Source organism: Streptomyces sp. x-80 (assembly GCF_046549095.1).
Lineage (GTDB): Bacteria > Actinomycetota > Actinomycetes > Streptomycetales > Streptomycetaceae > Streptomyces > Streptomyces celluloflavus.
On sequence record NZ_JAJPWM010000010.1, the window covers coordinates 133,673 to 148,302 of the forward strand.

Sequence of the window (14,630 nt, forward strand, 5' to 3'; positions counted from 1 at the left end):
CTCCGTTCCGTCCGGCGTAAGCCCCCGCGAACGTGAACATGAACGCACGCACATGGACCCGAGCCTCTCGGCCATGTCCCGGCCCACCGGGACGAACTTGACTGTCGACATGACTCAGAACGCTCAGAAGGCTCAGAACACGCAGGTCATCCGGGACACGCAGGTCATCCGGGACACGCAGGTCACCCGGGGCGCGGCACCGCTCACACTCGTCCTCGGCGGTACGGGCAAGACCGGCCGCCGGGTCGCGGCGCGTCTCACCGCGCAGGGGCAGGCCGTACGGATCGGATCCCGCAGCGCCGACCGCCCCTTCGTCTGGGAGGACCCCGCCACCTGGCAGGCCGCACTGGAGGGCGTGGGCGCCGTCTACGTCACCTACTCCCCGGACCTCGGCTTTCCCGGTGCGGCCGAGACCGTCGAGGAGTTCGCGCGGCTCGCCGTCGACCGCGGCGCGCGGCGGCTGGTGCTGCTCTCCGCCCGCGGCGAGGAGCGTGCCCACGCCAGCGAGGACCGGCTGAAGGCGTCCGGCGCGGACTGGACGGTCGTGCGCGCGAGCTGGTTCCACCAGAACTTCAGCGAGGACTTCTTCCTGGAGCCGGTCCTCTCCGGTGAACTCGTCCTGCCGACCGGTGAGGCCGTCGAGCCGTTCGTGGACGCCGACGACATCGCCGACGTGGTCACCGCCGTCCTCGCCGACCCCCGGCACATCGGCAAGACCTACGAACTGTCCGGCCCCCGGCCGCTGAGCTTCCGCGACGCGGCCGCCGAACTGTCCCGGGCCACCGGCCGGCAGATCAGCTACGTCCCCGTCACCCTCGACGAGTTCCGCGCCGGACTGGAGGCTGCCGGGGCCCCGGCCGAGTTCGCCGACCTGCTCAGCCTGATCCTCGACGGCCGCAACGCCCACCTCGTCAACGGCGTCGAGGAGGTCCTCGGCCGCAAGCCCCGCGATTTCGCCGACTTCGCCCGCGAGGCCGCCGCTGCGGGGGTCTGGGACGTCTGACCCGACGGGGGAAGCGGAGCAGCCGTTACCGCCCGCGCCGGAGATACGACTACCGCCCGCGCCGGGGATACGACGGATCCGCGACGACGTCAGGTCGTACGCACGGAACACCAAGGGATATTGGCCAACCGAATCGCGTTGGCTAACCGAATCGCGAGATGTGAGACGCGGGACGGCCCCGGTGTGAGCAGGGGGCTGGAACCGCTCTCTCGCCGGTACCTCGCTCGGGGCCTTTCTTGGCGTCGGGGCTGTCCGCTGAATACCCCGGCTCACTTGCGCCTTGCGGGCCTTGGCCCAGACATGCGCCGCATGAAAATCACGCCGTGCTCTCGCGTGAAAAGCGACTCGTAACTCATCTAACCCCCCTCAAAGTCAGACGATTTGAACGGGGCGCCCGTATTCTCCCCCATAGGGTTCTGGACGCCCCGCTCCGTGCTCCCTGCTGCATCCTCGGAAACTTCGCAACAAAGGGGGATGGGGGCCGCGTAGGTTGGTGGGGCCCTCCGCGAGGAGCACGCCCGGCTGAGGAAGCCGGGGGTCTCGGTATTCAGAGATAGATCTCTGGACGGGATTGGGTCATGGTTGATCGCGATGTGAGCTATCGGCCTGTCCATCAGCGCTGTGCGCCGTCGTCGAGATCTCCGGGTTTGCGGCCTCGATCGCCTCGGTTTCCGTCGTCCACTCCACGCCACCGGCCACGGGGGCAAGCCACGCCACGGGGGGTGTGTCGGGAATCCCGATGATGAGGCGGGTGCTGGCCTTCGCATCGGGAGCGATGGCACGGAGGACGCCGATGCGGTCGTCGTGGGCGTGGTCGATCACGCGGCGGCCGAGAAGGGGGTGTTTCCAGTGCCCCAGTCCGAGGGGCTGCATGGGTGTGTGCGTGGTCATGGGGGGAGGTCCTCACGCTGTCGATGAACTGTCACTCGCCCACGCACCTAGGTAAGGGCGCAGGGCCGGGGCCGAACGAGGTACTACGTGGTGGAGGAGGCCCTGCCGGGGGTGTCAGCCGTGGTGGCTGCCGGAGATGCCGACGGCGAGCACGAAGGACAGGGCCGCCAGGCACGTCAGATACGTGACGGCGCGGCGCTGGTCAGGTTTCACGGGTGATCTTCCGTCGGCCGCCAACTTCGGTTTTCTGAAAGGCGGTGAGATTCCTGGCCTCTTGAAGGGTTGCAGGGCCGGCACCAATTCGCGAGCGCATCCCACGGAGCCCCAACAGCCGGTCTCAGCAAGAGAAATTCGCCGCAGACCACTTTGGCTTCGCCGACCTCGGAGATGGTCGTGTCAACAACAGCCGCTCCGATGAGGAACTGGAAGGGACGGGGCGGTGGCGTCGGCATCGATGGATCCTCTCCGAGGCGTCTTCGATGCGAACCCGTCCCCAACGGAGGCGGGGGAAGGATCCGCTGCAATCCACTCAACTGCGCCCGAGGCACGTTTGGTTAGGGCGATCAGGTATCTCTTGCCCACGCGTCCCTAGGGTGATTTGACCGTTCTTTTGCCAGCCGCAGAGCCTTCACCGCCACTACCATGAATCCATGGCAGCGACTCGAAATGATGCGCTGGTCGCACGGATGGAAACACATGGCCATAGCTCCAACTCCTTGGCGGAGACCGTCAATGCGGCGATCTGCGATCTCACCGGACATCCCGGGGGACTGGACGGTTCATCCGTACGGGACTGGAAAGCCGGACGCGTCAAATGGCCCAAGGCGGTCACCCGTACGGCGCTGGAGAGCGTCACTGGCCTGGCTGCGACCGAACTAGGTTTTGTGCCGAGGGGGCGCAGCACTCCAGCCCCGTCACCCTCGCAGGAGGACTCCGTGAACCGCCGCACTTTCCTCGCCGCCGGCGCTGCCACCGTCGCCGCTTCGACTCCGCCGGCCCGGCGCATCGGCATATCTGATGTGGAACGGCTGAACCGTAAGTTCGCGGAGATTGTCGCCAGCGATCACCGGCATGGCGGAAGGGCCGTCATCGAGCACGAGGCCGCCGCTCTCGCCGAGGAGGTGTTAACTCTTGAGCGTTCCGGCACTGCGAGTCAGCGGGTACGGGAGCGGTTGTACGGATCGGCCGCTGCGTTTCTGTCCTCAGCGATGTGGGCGGCCATTGACGGCCGCCGCTTCGACGAGGCGCAACGCCACTTCGACCGTGCATCGAGTCTCGCCAGAATGTCAGGAGACCAGGCAATCCAGTTCCGTATCTGGTCGCATGCTGGAACGCTCTATCGGCACATGGGGCGTCCTGCGGACGGCCTCGCAGCGAACGACGTTGCTCGCGGCCTCCCTATCGCTCGTCGTGATCCGCTGTTCGCTTCCCTTGGGCACGCCCGGCACGCCGCGATCCAGGGCCTGGCAGGCGGCCGAGTGGCCGTGCGGCGGGCTCTCGGGTATGCGGAAGACGGCCTGGCCCGCGCCGACGACGGAATGCCCCGGCCGGTATGGCTGCGCGCGTTTTACGGGCCGTCAGAGCTGGATTCCCTTGCTTTGGTGGCCTACCTGGCATTGGGAATGTGGGAGGACGCTGAAGCCCGCGCGCACCGCTCCATGTCTGCACTGCTTCCGCATATGAAGCGTTCCCGTGCGATCACCACGGCCCGGCTCGCCCGTGCCCAGCTCGGACAGCACGATGTAGGCCCTGCTGTCGAGACGGCAATGGGCATCCCCCGCGACGCTGCCCGGCATCCCCGTGTCGCCGGGATGCTCACCACCTTCAGCGCCGACTTGCACAAGTTCGCGCCGCGCAGCGTCCACACCCGCACCTTCGAGCAGCATCAGCGAGAGGCCGTCACATGACCGTTGAGACCATCACCCTGCGCAGCTTCACCGACCTTTCCGACATCCGGGAGACGCTGATTGGTGTGTACGCAGACGTACGGGCCGAGCTGTTGCATCTACCGAACTACAAACTCACCACGTTTGCCGAGCGGCTCGACCGTCATGGCGCCGAGCCGGGGTGGGAGGCGGCGATCGCCTATGAGCACGGCGAGGCCGTCGGCTACGCCTACGCCAACACCATCGAGCCGGGTAACCGGTGGTGGACCAGGCTGACTTCGCCGCCTCCGAACATCTACACCGCCGGACCGGTAGTCGCCATCAAGGAAATCGGCGTGGTACAGAAATGGCGCGGCCAGGGTATTGCTCAACGGCTCCACGACGACCTACTGAAATCTCGCGCCGAGCGCTACACCACTCTCTGCGTGAACGGAGCGGCCGGAGGCGGGAAGGTCCAGGCGCTGTATGAGCGCTGGGGGTACGAAACGATCGGCCATCAGCAGCCGCTGTCACCGGACGCGCCGCAACTGACGTGCATGGGACGCCCGGTATCCCATCGCGTCCAGAATCCCTGACCAACCATTGTCTTGCCCACACGACGACGACCTATCGGAGATTGAATTCTTCGCCCCGGCCGAGGCCCGTAGTCGCCTCCTCCCACCGATGCTTCTCGGTTTCGAAGCGGCCATAGAGGCCCTTGCGCTTGGGGTTCTCCAATATCTGCGGCGTTGAGGGCCGCCACCGCACACGCGGGGACCACATCAGGACCCACCCCACCGGGGCGAGCACCCCGGGGCCACCCCCGCACCCGCGGGGACCACAAGCTGCGTCCACTCGTCTCCATCGTTGGCCAGGGACCACCCCCGCACCCGCGGGGACCACTACTTCGCGAACAAAGTTCACGTCAGGGGGTGGGGACCACCCCCGCACCCGCGGGGACCACAAGCCCTCACCTGGCCTTTCAACCAGCCATGCACCCCTATTTACTCACTTTCACGGATTCCGACATACCCCCCATCTCCTCACCTCGCAGACAACACGGAACTCCCGACACCCCCAGCAACCATCCCCGCCGAACACCACCCCCGTCATCCCCTCGACATATGCCGCTCCCCCGCCCCTACCGCCCAGCGCGGCACCGTGCCCTTCTACCTCCCCCCGTACCTCCGCCGCTTGGATGCCTTGCTCCAGCCTTGGCGTGGGACATCCGGCGTCGGCCCATCCGGTGTCCGTTGCGCCGCGCGTGGTGCCTTTGAGGCCGGGCGGTGGATCAGGGTCAGGCCCTCGTGGTCGGTGGGGTGCCATGAGTGGTCGTGGGTTTCGAATGTGTAGCCCTGTTCGTTGTTGGTCTGGTAGGCGAGCAGGGCGCGGCCCTGGCCCGCGTATTGGCGGACTTCCTTCCACAGGGACTCGCGGATGCGGGTGGAGGGGGCGCCGAGGAAGATGCCCGGGGAGATTTCCAGGAGCCAGCGGGTGAGCAGACCGCGCAGGGCGACCGGGCAGTTGGTGAGGACGATGACGGTCACCAGATGATCTCGTCCCCGTAGTTGCGGCCGCCCTCGACGTGGCGGTCGCCGTCGGACTGAAGGGTTACGCGGTCCTGGGACGAGTCGGCCGTGTCGCGCGACCCGTCGTAGCCGAGCAGGCTCTTGATGTCCCGGACGCAGCGGTCGAGCAAGCCGGCTTCGTTGATGCGGTCCCGGAGCATGCGGCGGGTCCGCGTCGCGACGTCCTCCGCGCCCTCGGCCGCCGCGTCGAACGCGGCCGGGATGGCGATCTCGGTCTTGTACAGGTCGGCCACATCGAGGACGAACGACCGCTCGTGACCGGAGTGGACGAAGCCGAGACCGGGGGAGCAGCCGAGGGCCGCGACGACGGCGTGGGCGATTCCGTACATGCACTGGGCCGCCGCGGTGACGCCCTGGTTCGGTGCGTCGCCGGCCGAGAAGTCGTCGCGGTGGTACTCGCGGCGGCGCCAGGGGACTCCGGTGCGGGCCGACTCGCGGCGGTAGCAGTCCTTCAGCCGCCGGCCCTCCATGAGGAGGAGATCCTGCCGGGTACGGCCGGCGGGGTCCTCGTCCGGGAAGCGCAGGCGGTACATGGCGCGGGCCACCTCCAGCCGGGTGCGCCGGTTCGCCCACGCGGTGGCCTGGGCCTCGACCAGGCCCGACGAACGGGTCAGGGCCCGTCCGCCCGCGTAGTAGCGCACCCCGTGCTCGCCGACCCACGCCACACCCGCGCCGGAGTCACCGAGGACGGCCATCGCCTGGTGGGTGATACGCGTCCCCGGGCCGAGCAGGAGCGTCCCGATGGTGGCGGACGGGATGTGCGTGGTGCCGTCCGCGTCCTCCGCCGTGATCGCGTGGGAGTCGCGATGGACGGTGCACCGCTCCAGGTAGACGAAGGAGAGGCGGTCGCCGACCCGGGCGAGTTCACGGGGCGAGGAGGCGCCCCGGCGGCTGACAGTGCTCATCGGTCACCGCACCGGGGCGAGCGTCATCAGACCGCAGCCGTACGCCTTGGCCTTGCCCAGACCATGAGTGAGCGTGCGGCGGAAGGTGTCGGGATCGGTGACCCGGAGCCGTCCGTCGAAGGTGACCCTGGTGAAGCGGACGTCATCACGGCCCGTCTTCGACGGGGGCCTGCGGAACTGCAAGGGGCGCTGGTCGCGGACGATCAGTTCGTGCTCGTCGCCCCGCTCCAGGAGCCGGCGTTCCACCGGTTTCCGCACCACCTCGAATCCCGCGCGTTCCTGCCGCTCCAGTAGCCACCGCATCTGGTGGTACGGGGTCTGATGGGCGGCCCGCTTGGTGCGCGCGCCCTCCTTGTCGTCCGGGTGATGGATGTGGTGCACGGGGTTCGCCGTGAGTCGGAACCCCCAGGTGTCCCCCTCGGTGAGTGCGGTGAGGAACGTCCCGTACGCGAACGTCGTCCAGCCGGGGCCGTCCGAGGCCGGCCAGCCTGCCTGCTCGACCAGATGGGTCAGGTCGGGCCGGGCCGGGCTGACGATGAACAGCAGCGTCTCGGCGGGTGAGTCGCGGTCGACGCGCCACAGCACCCGGGGGCCCGATCCGTCCCGGGGCGGGGGCGTGGGGAAGGACATGTTCACCGCGCCGTGCAGGAGGTGGGGGGAACCGAGCAGCCGCCGGGCCTCGGATCGCGCGGTGTTGACGCGGAAGCGGGTCAGGTACATCAGGTGTTCCTCGGTGCGGCGGGCAGAAGCACAGTGGTCGGATCGTGCGGTGGGGGTGGGGACGACGAGGGCGGTGTTCCGTGCGTTCCGCGGATACCGCGCAGCCCGTACTGCCGATGGCGCGGGTCGAAACTCAGTGGAAGGTCGCGCAGCGTGATGTCCGGGACCTCGCCGGCCGGGCAGTCGAGCAGGATCTCCAGCTGCGGTGGGCCGGGGCGTGAACCATGGGCATGGCGAACGGAGTTGGCATATCGCTTCCGGTACCGCTCGGATGCCTCCCAGGGCGCTTCCCGCAAGGCGGTTTCGAGGTCGGTGTCCAGGGGCTCCGATATCGTCACCGGCTGCGCGGGGGGACAGGAGCGGCGCCCGAGATAGGGCAGGAAGACCGGCTCCAGCAGCGCTTCATACAGCGCGTGGAGGAGTTGCGGCTCACCCGCCACGCCCGCCACGAAGACCGCGTCCGCGAGATAGAAGCGTTCCGACAGCGGCATGGCCTTGTCCGAGTCGGCGTGGTGGGCGGTCTGGAAATCGCGTAGCCGGACCCCGGGTTGATCGATCCGTACGCCGAACTCCAGCGCCGCCAGGTCGGAGAGGCCCGCGTCCCGGGTACGACCCTGGGCCGCGGCGAGCAGGCCGAGGACGCCGCTCTTCGTGGGCGCGTTCTCGGTGGTACGGCGGGTGAAGCGGGCCGCGGACCCCCACGCCTGGAGGGGCCCCGCGAGCCGCAGCAGCAGCACGCTCATGCCCCGGGCTCCAGCCGGGCGGTCACGGCATCGCCCACGGCCGTCACCAGGCCGGGCAGTGTCACCTCGGTGCCGAGGGCGGCGAGTGCCTCGGTCTCCGCGCCGATCCGCAGCACCCAGCTCTGGCCGCCATCGGCGAGTCCGTACATGCGCTCCAGATCGGGTACGTGCTTCGCGAGCTGATCGCAGCTCCGGCGCAGGAAGCCGCCCGCCTCGCCTGCCGTCACCGGCTCCTCGAAGGCGGCGACGAAGCTGATCGGGCGCCGGGAGCGGAGCTTGACGACCACGGCGGCGGGCAGCGTGTGGTTGCCGAAGGTGTTGATCTTCCCGGTGGGCAGCGAGGTGATGAAACCTTCGAGGAAGGCGGCTACGGCACGGCGGGTGGGTTCGGCGGACGACCGGCCCTCGCGCAGGCCGGCGCCCAGGTTCTCCTGGAGCCGGTCGACGTCGACCGCGGCATAGCGGTAGAGGGTCGCCGAGTTGAAGTCGACGGAGCCGATCATGCCGGCGCCCATTTCGGCGTCGGTGTTCCGGTCGTCCACGGCGGTGAAGTAGTCCGATTCGACCTCCACCGCGTGGACGCTCAGGGCGTGCGCCACCTGGGCGGCCGCATCCACATTGAGGTCGGTCGAGTCGGCGACCATACGGCCGAAAAGGGCGATGTCCACCGAGTGCTCGGTGTCGGCCAACTGCCGGGCGCGCGCCTTGTTCTCCTTTGCCTTGAGGAATTCCTTGAGCGACTTGAGGTCACCGCCCTCGGCGCCCTCGACCGCCAGCCCGGCGAGAGCGTTGATCTGGCGCCCGCTCAGGAACATCAGATACGCGGATTCAGGAGCGGTTTCGTTCTCCGCGCCTTCCTTGTCCTTGGTCTTGCGCTTGGGGACCTCGATCTTGGATCCGGTCGCCGTGCGCATGGTCTCCGCGGCGAGCTCCCACGCCGCGGTCTTCGACACCGAAGGGTCGAGGGCGGTGATGCGCTCGGCCAGTACCTCGGCGACCTTCTTCGTCCGGACACCCAGCTCGGATGCGTCGAGCAGGTCCACGAACGCCCGGCGCGTGGCACGTTTCCACGCCTGACTGGAGACGCGGGCCCGCCGTACGCCGCCGTAGACGGCGGACTTGGGCGTTCCGGTGTCGTCCCGGTTGAGATTGCTCGGCGGGACGGTCTGGAGGATATGGATGTCGAGAATGGTCCGGGTCACGAATGCTCAGTTCCTTTTCGCGGTCAGTGCGGGAGATTGCGGGGACAAGGAATTCATGGTCGGTGGGGGAGCGGTCACTCTCCGGGGCCGTAACCGTCGTCTTCCTCGTCGGGGCCCAGGGACAGATCGACGGCGTCGCCCGTGTCGCCCTCGCTCGGCGACGCGCTCTTGCCGGTGCGCGGTGCGAGATGGAACTCCCGGCCCCACTCCCGCCGTACGGCGGCGCGTTCGGTGCGCGACTGCCAGCGGTAGAGCTGATCGGCGAGGCGCCCGTAGTCGAGCGGTACCTGCGCGTTCCGGAGCAGCAGGACGATCTCCCGTAGCCGTACGGCGATCGATTCGATCGATTCGGCGGTACCGACACGGACGAGCCGTTTGCGGAGCGGATCGTTCAGTTCGTCGTCCGGGCCGGACCCGTTCTTCTCCTGCATGAGGGTGCGGACCGCGCGGCCCAAGGTCCACCGGGGGCGGTGCATATCGCCGTCGCGGATGGACTGCTGGTGCAGGGCCCAGAGCGTCACGGCGAGGTACACCGCCTCCTCGGCGTGCGCACGGCGTACGGGGGTCCGGCCGTCGGCGAGGATGTCGGCCAGCTCCTCCAGCCCGCCGAGTCCCCAGTGGTCCTGGACCGTGTGTGCCGTCCGTCCGGCACCGCGCCGCAGCCTGGCGAGGTTCGCCACGGCGGCGGGGTTGTCCTGGCGGTACAGGCGCTGGAGCCGCAGGATGCAGCGGGCGGTGGCCTGTCCGGCCGGACAGGGGGAGCGGTCGCGGCCGGGCGGGGCGGAGCCGGCCGGCCGTGCGGATTCGGGCCGTTGGTCGGTGGTGGTCATACGACGGGCTCCGTGGGGTTCTCGTCGGGGTGGGTGGCCGGGGGTTTTGCGGATGACGCGTCCGGGGGTGCGTCCCGCGAGACCTCCTGCCCCTGCGGATGCCCCGGAGAATGCCCCTGTGGATGCTTCTGCGGGCGCGGTTCTGCTGCGGGCAGCACCTTGTTGAGGCGGCTCCGGAACCACAGGTCGGCACGGGAGTCGTCTACCCACCGTCTGCCGATTCCGGGTACCTCGGTGACCCGGCCCTCCGCGGCGGCCGGGCCGGCGGTGTCGAGCAGTTGCCGGCCGAGACTGCGGATGATGCGGTGCGCGGTGGTCCGCCACCGGGCCCGAGCCGCGTCCGGGTCGGCGTGCTCGCCCAGCGTCCGCAGCCACTGCCGGTACGGACCGTCGAGCGCCCCGAACCCCAGGTCCCGGGCGGCCGCCGAGGGCGGGGACGGCTCCGATCCCGCGGCGCGCGCCAGGTTGCCCGCGAGATGCCCCAGCGCGGTCACCCCCTGCTCGGCATCCGCGACCGCGGCGACCGCCGTCGCGCCGTAGACCGGATGCTCCTCGTGGAGGAGTACGACGGGGAGCGTGACCCCGTCGTCGACCACCTCGTCCACCACGGACTGCTGGGTGCCGTACACCGCCCCGATGAGGCGGGTACGGATGAGCGACTCCTCGGGGAGCACCCCTTCGGTGGTGAGCAGGGCGAGCCACTTCACCACGCCCGGCGGCAGGCTCTGCGCGGTCCCCCGCCCTGCGTCGTCGGTGTCCGACCGCTGGGCGAAGAGCAGGCTCGCCAGGCCCCGCCAGGCGGCGCGGGCGGGGTCGTGCTGACGCGGCAGGTAGACGAGGGGACGCCCCTGCTTCTTCTCCTGCGCCGGGCTGCGCCGCCAGCCCGTCATGGGCTCCGACATCCAGCGGTCGTGCGGGGCGAGCGGGTCTCCGTAGCCGAGGACGACGCCGGTGACGGTGCCGTCCTCGGTGTACAGCAGCAGACGCCGGGACTGCCAGGTGTAGAGGTCACGCGGGCCGCTGGGCCGGCGGACGGACGGATCCGCCGGGGACGGGCCGGGACCGGGCGGTTCGCGGCGCCAGGCCGGCAGGTCCTGTTTCCGGTCCGTCGTGAGGATGCCCTCGTCCGTCGCGATCAGGTTCAGCAGCAGTGTGTCGCGCAGGGTGCGGCCCTCGGCGAGGACGCCGCCGAGATTGCCCGCCCAGCCGACGCCCTGCGGGTAGACCTTTCCGCCCTTGGCCCGGTCGTCGCCCGCCATACCGGACTTGATGCCGGACGGGTCGAAAGCGTGGGCGTGCACCAGCCACCGGGCTGCCTCGGCGAGGCCGAGGCGGTCCGCGCCGGGCCGGCGCATGGCGAAGAACGGTTCGCCGTTGGGTACGTCGGCGACGATGCGGTTCAGCGAGGCGATCTCGTGCTTCGCCGTGTGCAACCCCGCCACCTGGAAGAACGGCCGCTCCGCGGCGAGCAGGTCGAAGCGGTTGCGGTGCCGGTCGAGGTAGCCCGGTACGGCCGCGAAGGGGTCCGCCGACTCCCACAGCTCCTCCCAGTCCGCCAGCTCGGCGGGGCCCTCCACTGCGTCATGGAGGATCGCCAGCACCAGTCTGAGCAGCGCGAACTCCTGTGTGGGCAGATCGCCCACCAGGCGCCGCAGCTCATTCGCCTGCGTGAAGACCTCCAGCAGCGACAGCTCCACCGTCGTCCCGTCCAGGCGCTGGGCCGGCAGCCAGGGCCGGGAGACCAGATCGAAGGAGGGGGACGGTAAGGGGGGCGGCGGGGGATTCGGCACGTTTGCCTCCTGTTCGCCGACAGGTGTCACCACGAGTCCGTCGGCACGGCTGTATCGCACGTCGAAGCCTGCCAGACGGGTCTGACAATCCTCGTCGAGAACCAGCAGCAACTCGCCTGCCAGCCAAGGGCATTCCTTCACCTGCCAGGCCGGAACCCGGAATCGCTCCAGCTCGGCGATGGTCCGGTCGATCGCCCATGGCTTGGAGAACTGCCAGGGCAGGGTCAGCGCGCTCGCAGCGACGGCCTCGGCCGCCCGGCGCGTCGGCGGGGCGTGCTCGGGCAGCGCCAGCCCGCCCCGCCCACCGTCCAGCCAGCCGACGGTGGTCAGCCCGCCGTCCCGCTGCCGCTGGACGACCAGGACCTCCAGGCTCTCCTCGCTGTCCCGTACCTGGGCCCGGCCGGCGCGGCTGTCGTCCACGTCCCCGGCGTTCGCGTCCAGCCAGCCGAACACCGGCCGCCCGGCCCGGCGTACGGGGCCGAGCCGGAACACCTCGGCACACTGCCGCTTCCCGGCGAGCCGGGTCAGATACGCCTGACGGCTGTCGGCCAGGGCGGTGGCCCAGCGCTCGGGGCCGACCGGCCGGTCCCCGTAGGCGCTCTGGACCAGTGGGCTGATGTGGTCCGGCAGTACGAGCGGCGCGCCGTCCAGGTGCGGGCCGAGAACGGCGAGCGCCCGCAGGAGGGTGTGCGGCCCCTGGTAGACGCCGAGCGAGCCGGGTACGGGCTCGGGCGGGTCGGCCTGCCAGTCCACGCCGGTCACCAGGCAGCGGGCCTGTGCCAGCCGGGGCGGGCGGGGGCGCGGATGGCGGTGCAGCCGTCCCATGCGCTGGAGGACCAGGTCCACCGGGGCCAGATCGGTGACCAGCAGGTCGAAGTCGACGTCCAGCGACTGCTCGACCACCTGGCTGGCCACGACGATGTGCGGCCCGGCGGGACGCTCGCCACCGGGTCCGAAACGCGTCCGCAGTTCGGTGTCCTTGCGGGCCCGGTCGGCCGCCAGGAACCGGGAGTGCGCCACGGTCACCGCGTCCGCACCGAAGTGGTCCCGCAGTCGCCCGGCCGCCTCCAGTACCCGGTCGACGGTATTGCGCACCACCAACGCGCAGCCGCCGTCGCGCAGTTCGTCGCCCAGCCGTCGCACCAGCGAGGCCAGGTCGTCGTCCAGCCGCTCCAGGGCGACCTCGGTACGGCGTCCCGAGGCGGCCGGCGGCCGCGCCACCCGAATCGGTGCGCCGGGTGCCACGGCGGTGATCAGGGGGTAGGCGTCGTCGGGTACGTCCAGCGCACCCCCGTCGGCTCCGCCCCCGACGTCTCCGGTGCCGACGTGCCCGGCGTCGGCCTCCCCGGCGTACGCCGCGGCCAGCTCCCGCCGCCGGCCCGCGGGCAGGGTCGCGGAGAGCAGCACCACGGGCACCCGGTAGGCGGCCAGCCACTCCAGTACCCGGTCCAGATACGCGTTCATATAGGCGTCGTAGGCGTGGACTTCGTCGATGATGACGACCTTGCCCGCGACGGCGAGGTGCCGCAGGGCCAGATGCCGGCTCTTGAGTCCCGCGAAGAGCACCTGGTCGATGGTGCCCACGGCGAACGAGGCGAGCAGCGCCTTCTTCCGCCCTCGCAGCCACTGGTGCGCGTGCAGCCCGGCGGGGCTGGACCGCCGGGCCCGGCCGGCGGCCGCGACCGCGTCCGGGCTGTCCGGTTCGACCGCGGCGATCGTCCGGTGACCGGCTCGCAACAGCCCCGCCCAGACGTCATTGAGCGCGGACTTGGCGTGGGCCAGGACGACGGACCGGGGGCCGTCCGAGGGCAGGTGCGCCAGCCAGTTCAGCAGGCGGGGGAACATGGCGTCTCCCGTGGCCCGGGTCGGCAGCGCCACCAGGCAGCCACCGGCCCCGGTCCGGGCCGCCAGGATCTCCGCCGCCGCGAAGGCCGCCTCCGTCTTGCCCTCGCCCATGGGCGCTTCGATGATCAGCAGCCCCCCGGCGGGCAACTGGCGCGCCATCCGCACGGCCGCCTCCTGCACCGGTCTGATCACCGCGCCGTCCGGCAGGTCGAAACGGGATGTGAACAACTCGGCCGCGGACCCGGCCGGTTCGCCCGGCGCCCATGGTCCCGGCAGGTCGATCCCCGCCCAGGCGGCCGCGAGCCGCCGCGCCTCTCCGGACCCGTCCGGCAGCGACCACGAGGACGGGTCGTACGGAAACAACTCGGCCGAGCTGGCTATCCAGTCGGAGACGATCACCACGGCGGTCAGCACCACCTGCACCGGTTGCGGCAGGCGCACGGACCGCCAGTGCGGGAACCGGTCCGTGACCCCAGCGGTCACCGCGCAGGCATCCAGTAACTCGTACTGCGCCGCACGCCAGTTGTTCTCGCTCGCTCCCGGGGTGCGCAGCAGGCGCGGATGCAGGCGGAGGTCGTGGATCTGCTGGTGATCCGGGGGTGTCCCATGGTGCCCACCGGCCACGACGGCGAACTGCCCGGAGGCCCGGCCGCTCCACCCGAACCGCTCGGCAAGCCACTCCTGGAGCAGCAGTTGACCGGCCAGCCCGTGCGGTGCCATGCGACGGTCGGTGCCGAACTGCTTCTGGTACGGCATGTCCAGGCCCGCCGCCCGCATACGATCCGCGAGGCCGTCCACCTGGCAGGCGAAGGCGGGCGAACACTTGCCTATGTCATGTACGCACGCAAGGTAGACCGCGAGCCGACGCGCGTCGTCCGCCCCGTCCGGCAGTACCTCGGCGACGAGCGCTTTGACATTGCCCGGAACCCACTCGTCCCACAACTTCCCCGCGACGGCGGCGCTGTCCGCCATATGCCGCCACAACGGCAGCCATTCCTCGGTCCCTCGATCGTGCTTGCCCCAGGCCAGCCGTGCGGCGGCGGACAGGCGATCGAAGGGCGCCCCGGACGTGGGGCGATCCTGATTCATAGGCGTATTGGACATGGCTGGACCCTCGCCGGTGATCGATGTTCCGAAAAGGGGCATGGAAAGGGCATGCTTCGAAAGAAGATGGCTGCAATTGATCACATTCATCTCGGGGGCGGGTGAGCGATTCACTTGACGCTCACCCGACGCCACGCAGGGTC

11 protein-coding genes are annotated in these 14,630 nt (G+C 70.1%); 3 read left to right on the forward strand and 8 right to left on the reverse strand.

What is annotated here, in order from left to right; translation table 11 throughout:
* The first annotated feature begins 109 nt into the window (after nucleotides 1–109).
* Nucleotides 110–1,003 (forward strand): NAD(P)H-binding protein, encoded by an 894-nt coding sequence (locus ACLJWH_RS21570; protein ID WP_411143377.1) that lies wholly within the window; start codon nucleotides 110–112, stop codon nucleotides 1,001–1,003.
* 576 nt (nucleotides 1,004–1,579) lie between these two features.
* Here ACLJWH_RS21570 and ACLJWH_RS21575 read toward each other — a convergent pair.
* Entirely contained in the window at nucleotides 1,580–1,894 is a 315-nt protein-coding gene (locus tag ACLJWH_RS21575; RefSeq protein ID WP_411143378.1) for a hypothetical protein, read from the reverse strand.
* A gap of 650 nt (nucleotides 1,895–2,544) precedes the next feature.
* Here ACLJWH_RS21575 and ACLJWH_RS21580 point away from each other — a divergent pair.
* Both ACLJWH_RS21580 and ACLJWH_RS21585 read left to right on the forward strand, forming a co-directional pair.
* Entirely contained in the window at nucleotides 2,545–3,801 is a 1,257-nt protein-coding gene (locus ACLJWH_RS21580) for an XRE family transcriptional regulator (protein WP_411143379.1), read from the forward strand.
* Nucleotides 3,798–4,355, forward strand: a complete 558-nt coding sequence (locus ACLJWH_RS21585) for a GNAT family N-acetyltransferase (protein ID WP_411143380.1) — start codon at nucleotides 3,798–3,800, stop codon at nucleotides 4,353–4,355. The genes ACLJWH_RS21580 and ACLJWH_RS21585 overlap by 4 nt, the downstream gene beginning before the upstream one ends.
* A 573-nt stretch (nucleotides 4,356–4,928) precedes the next feature.
* On the opposite strand, the gene cas2e is transcribed toward ACLJWH_RS21585, so the two are convergent.
* The 7 genes from cas2e to casA form a co-directional block, all read right to left on the reverse strand.
* On the reverse strand, nucleotides 4,929–5,306 hold the full coding sequence (cas2e, locus tag ACLJWH_RS21590; RefSeq protein WP_411143381.1) for a type I-E CRISPR-associated endoribonuclease Cas2e: 378 nt from the start codon (nucleotides 5,304–5,306) through the stop codon (nucleotides 4,929–4,931).
* Nucleotides 5,303–6,253 carry a type I-E CRISPR-associated endonuclease Cas1e gene (gene cas1e, locus ACLJWH_RS21595; RefSeq protein ID WP_411143382.1) on the reverse strand — a complete coding sequence of 317 codons (951 nt, stop codon included), beginning with the start codon at nucleotides 6,251–6,253 and terminating at the stop codon, nucleotides 5,303–5,305. Before cas1e ends, cas2e begins: the two co-directional genes overlap by 4 nt.
* A gap of 3 nt (nucleotides 6,254–6,256) precedes the next feature.
* A complete protein-coding gene (gene cas6e / locus ACLJWH_RS21600; protein WP_411143383.1) occupies nucleotides 6,257–6,973 on the reverse strand; it encodes a type I-E CRISPR-associated protein Cas6/Cse3/CasE in 717 nt (238 codons plus the stop codon).
* Nucleotides 6,973–7,716: a type I-E CRISPR-associated protein Cas5/CasD gene (gene cas5e / locus ACLJWH_RS21605; protein WP_411143384.1), complete on the reverse strand. Its 744-nt coding sequence runs from the start codon at nucleotides 7,714–7,716 to the stop codon at nucleotides 6,973–6,975. Before cas5e ends, cas6e begins: the two co-directional genes overlap by 1 nt.
* A complete protein-coding gene (gene cas7e, locus ACLJWH_RS21610; protein ID WP_411143385.1) occupies nucleotides 7,713–8,918 on the reverse strand; it encodes a type I-E CRISPR-associated protein Cas7/Cse4/CasC in 1,206 nt (401 codons plus the stop codon). The genes cas5e and cas7e overlap by 4 nt, the downstream gene beginning before the upstream one ends.
* A gap of 74 nt (nucleotides 8,919–8,992) precedes the next feature.
* Nucleotides 8,993–9,748, reverse strand: a complete 756-nt coding sequence (gene casB / locus ACLJWH_RS21615) for a type I-E CRISPR-associated protein Cse2/CasB (protein WP_411143386.1) — start codon at nucleotides 9,746–9,748, stop codon at nucleotides 8,993–8,995.
* Entirely contained in the window at nucleotides 9,745–14,472 is a 4,728-nt protein-coding gene (casA, locus tag ACLJWH_RS21620; RefSeq protein ID WP_411143387.1) for a type I-E CRISPR-associated protein Cse1/CasA, read from the reverse strand. Before casA ends, casB begins: the two co-directional genes overlap by 4 nt.
* Nucleotides 14,473–14,630 lie beyond the last annotated feature (158 nt).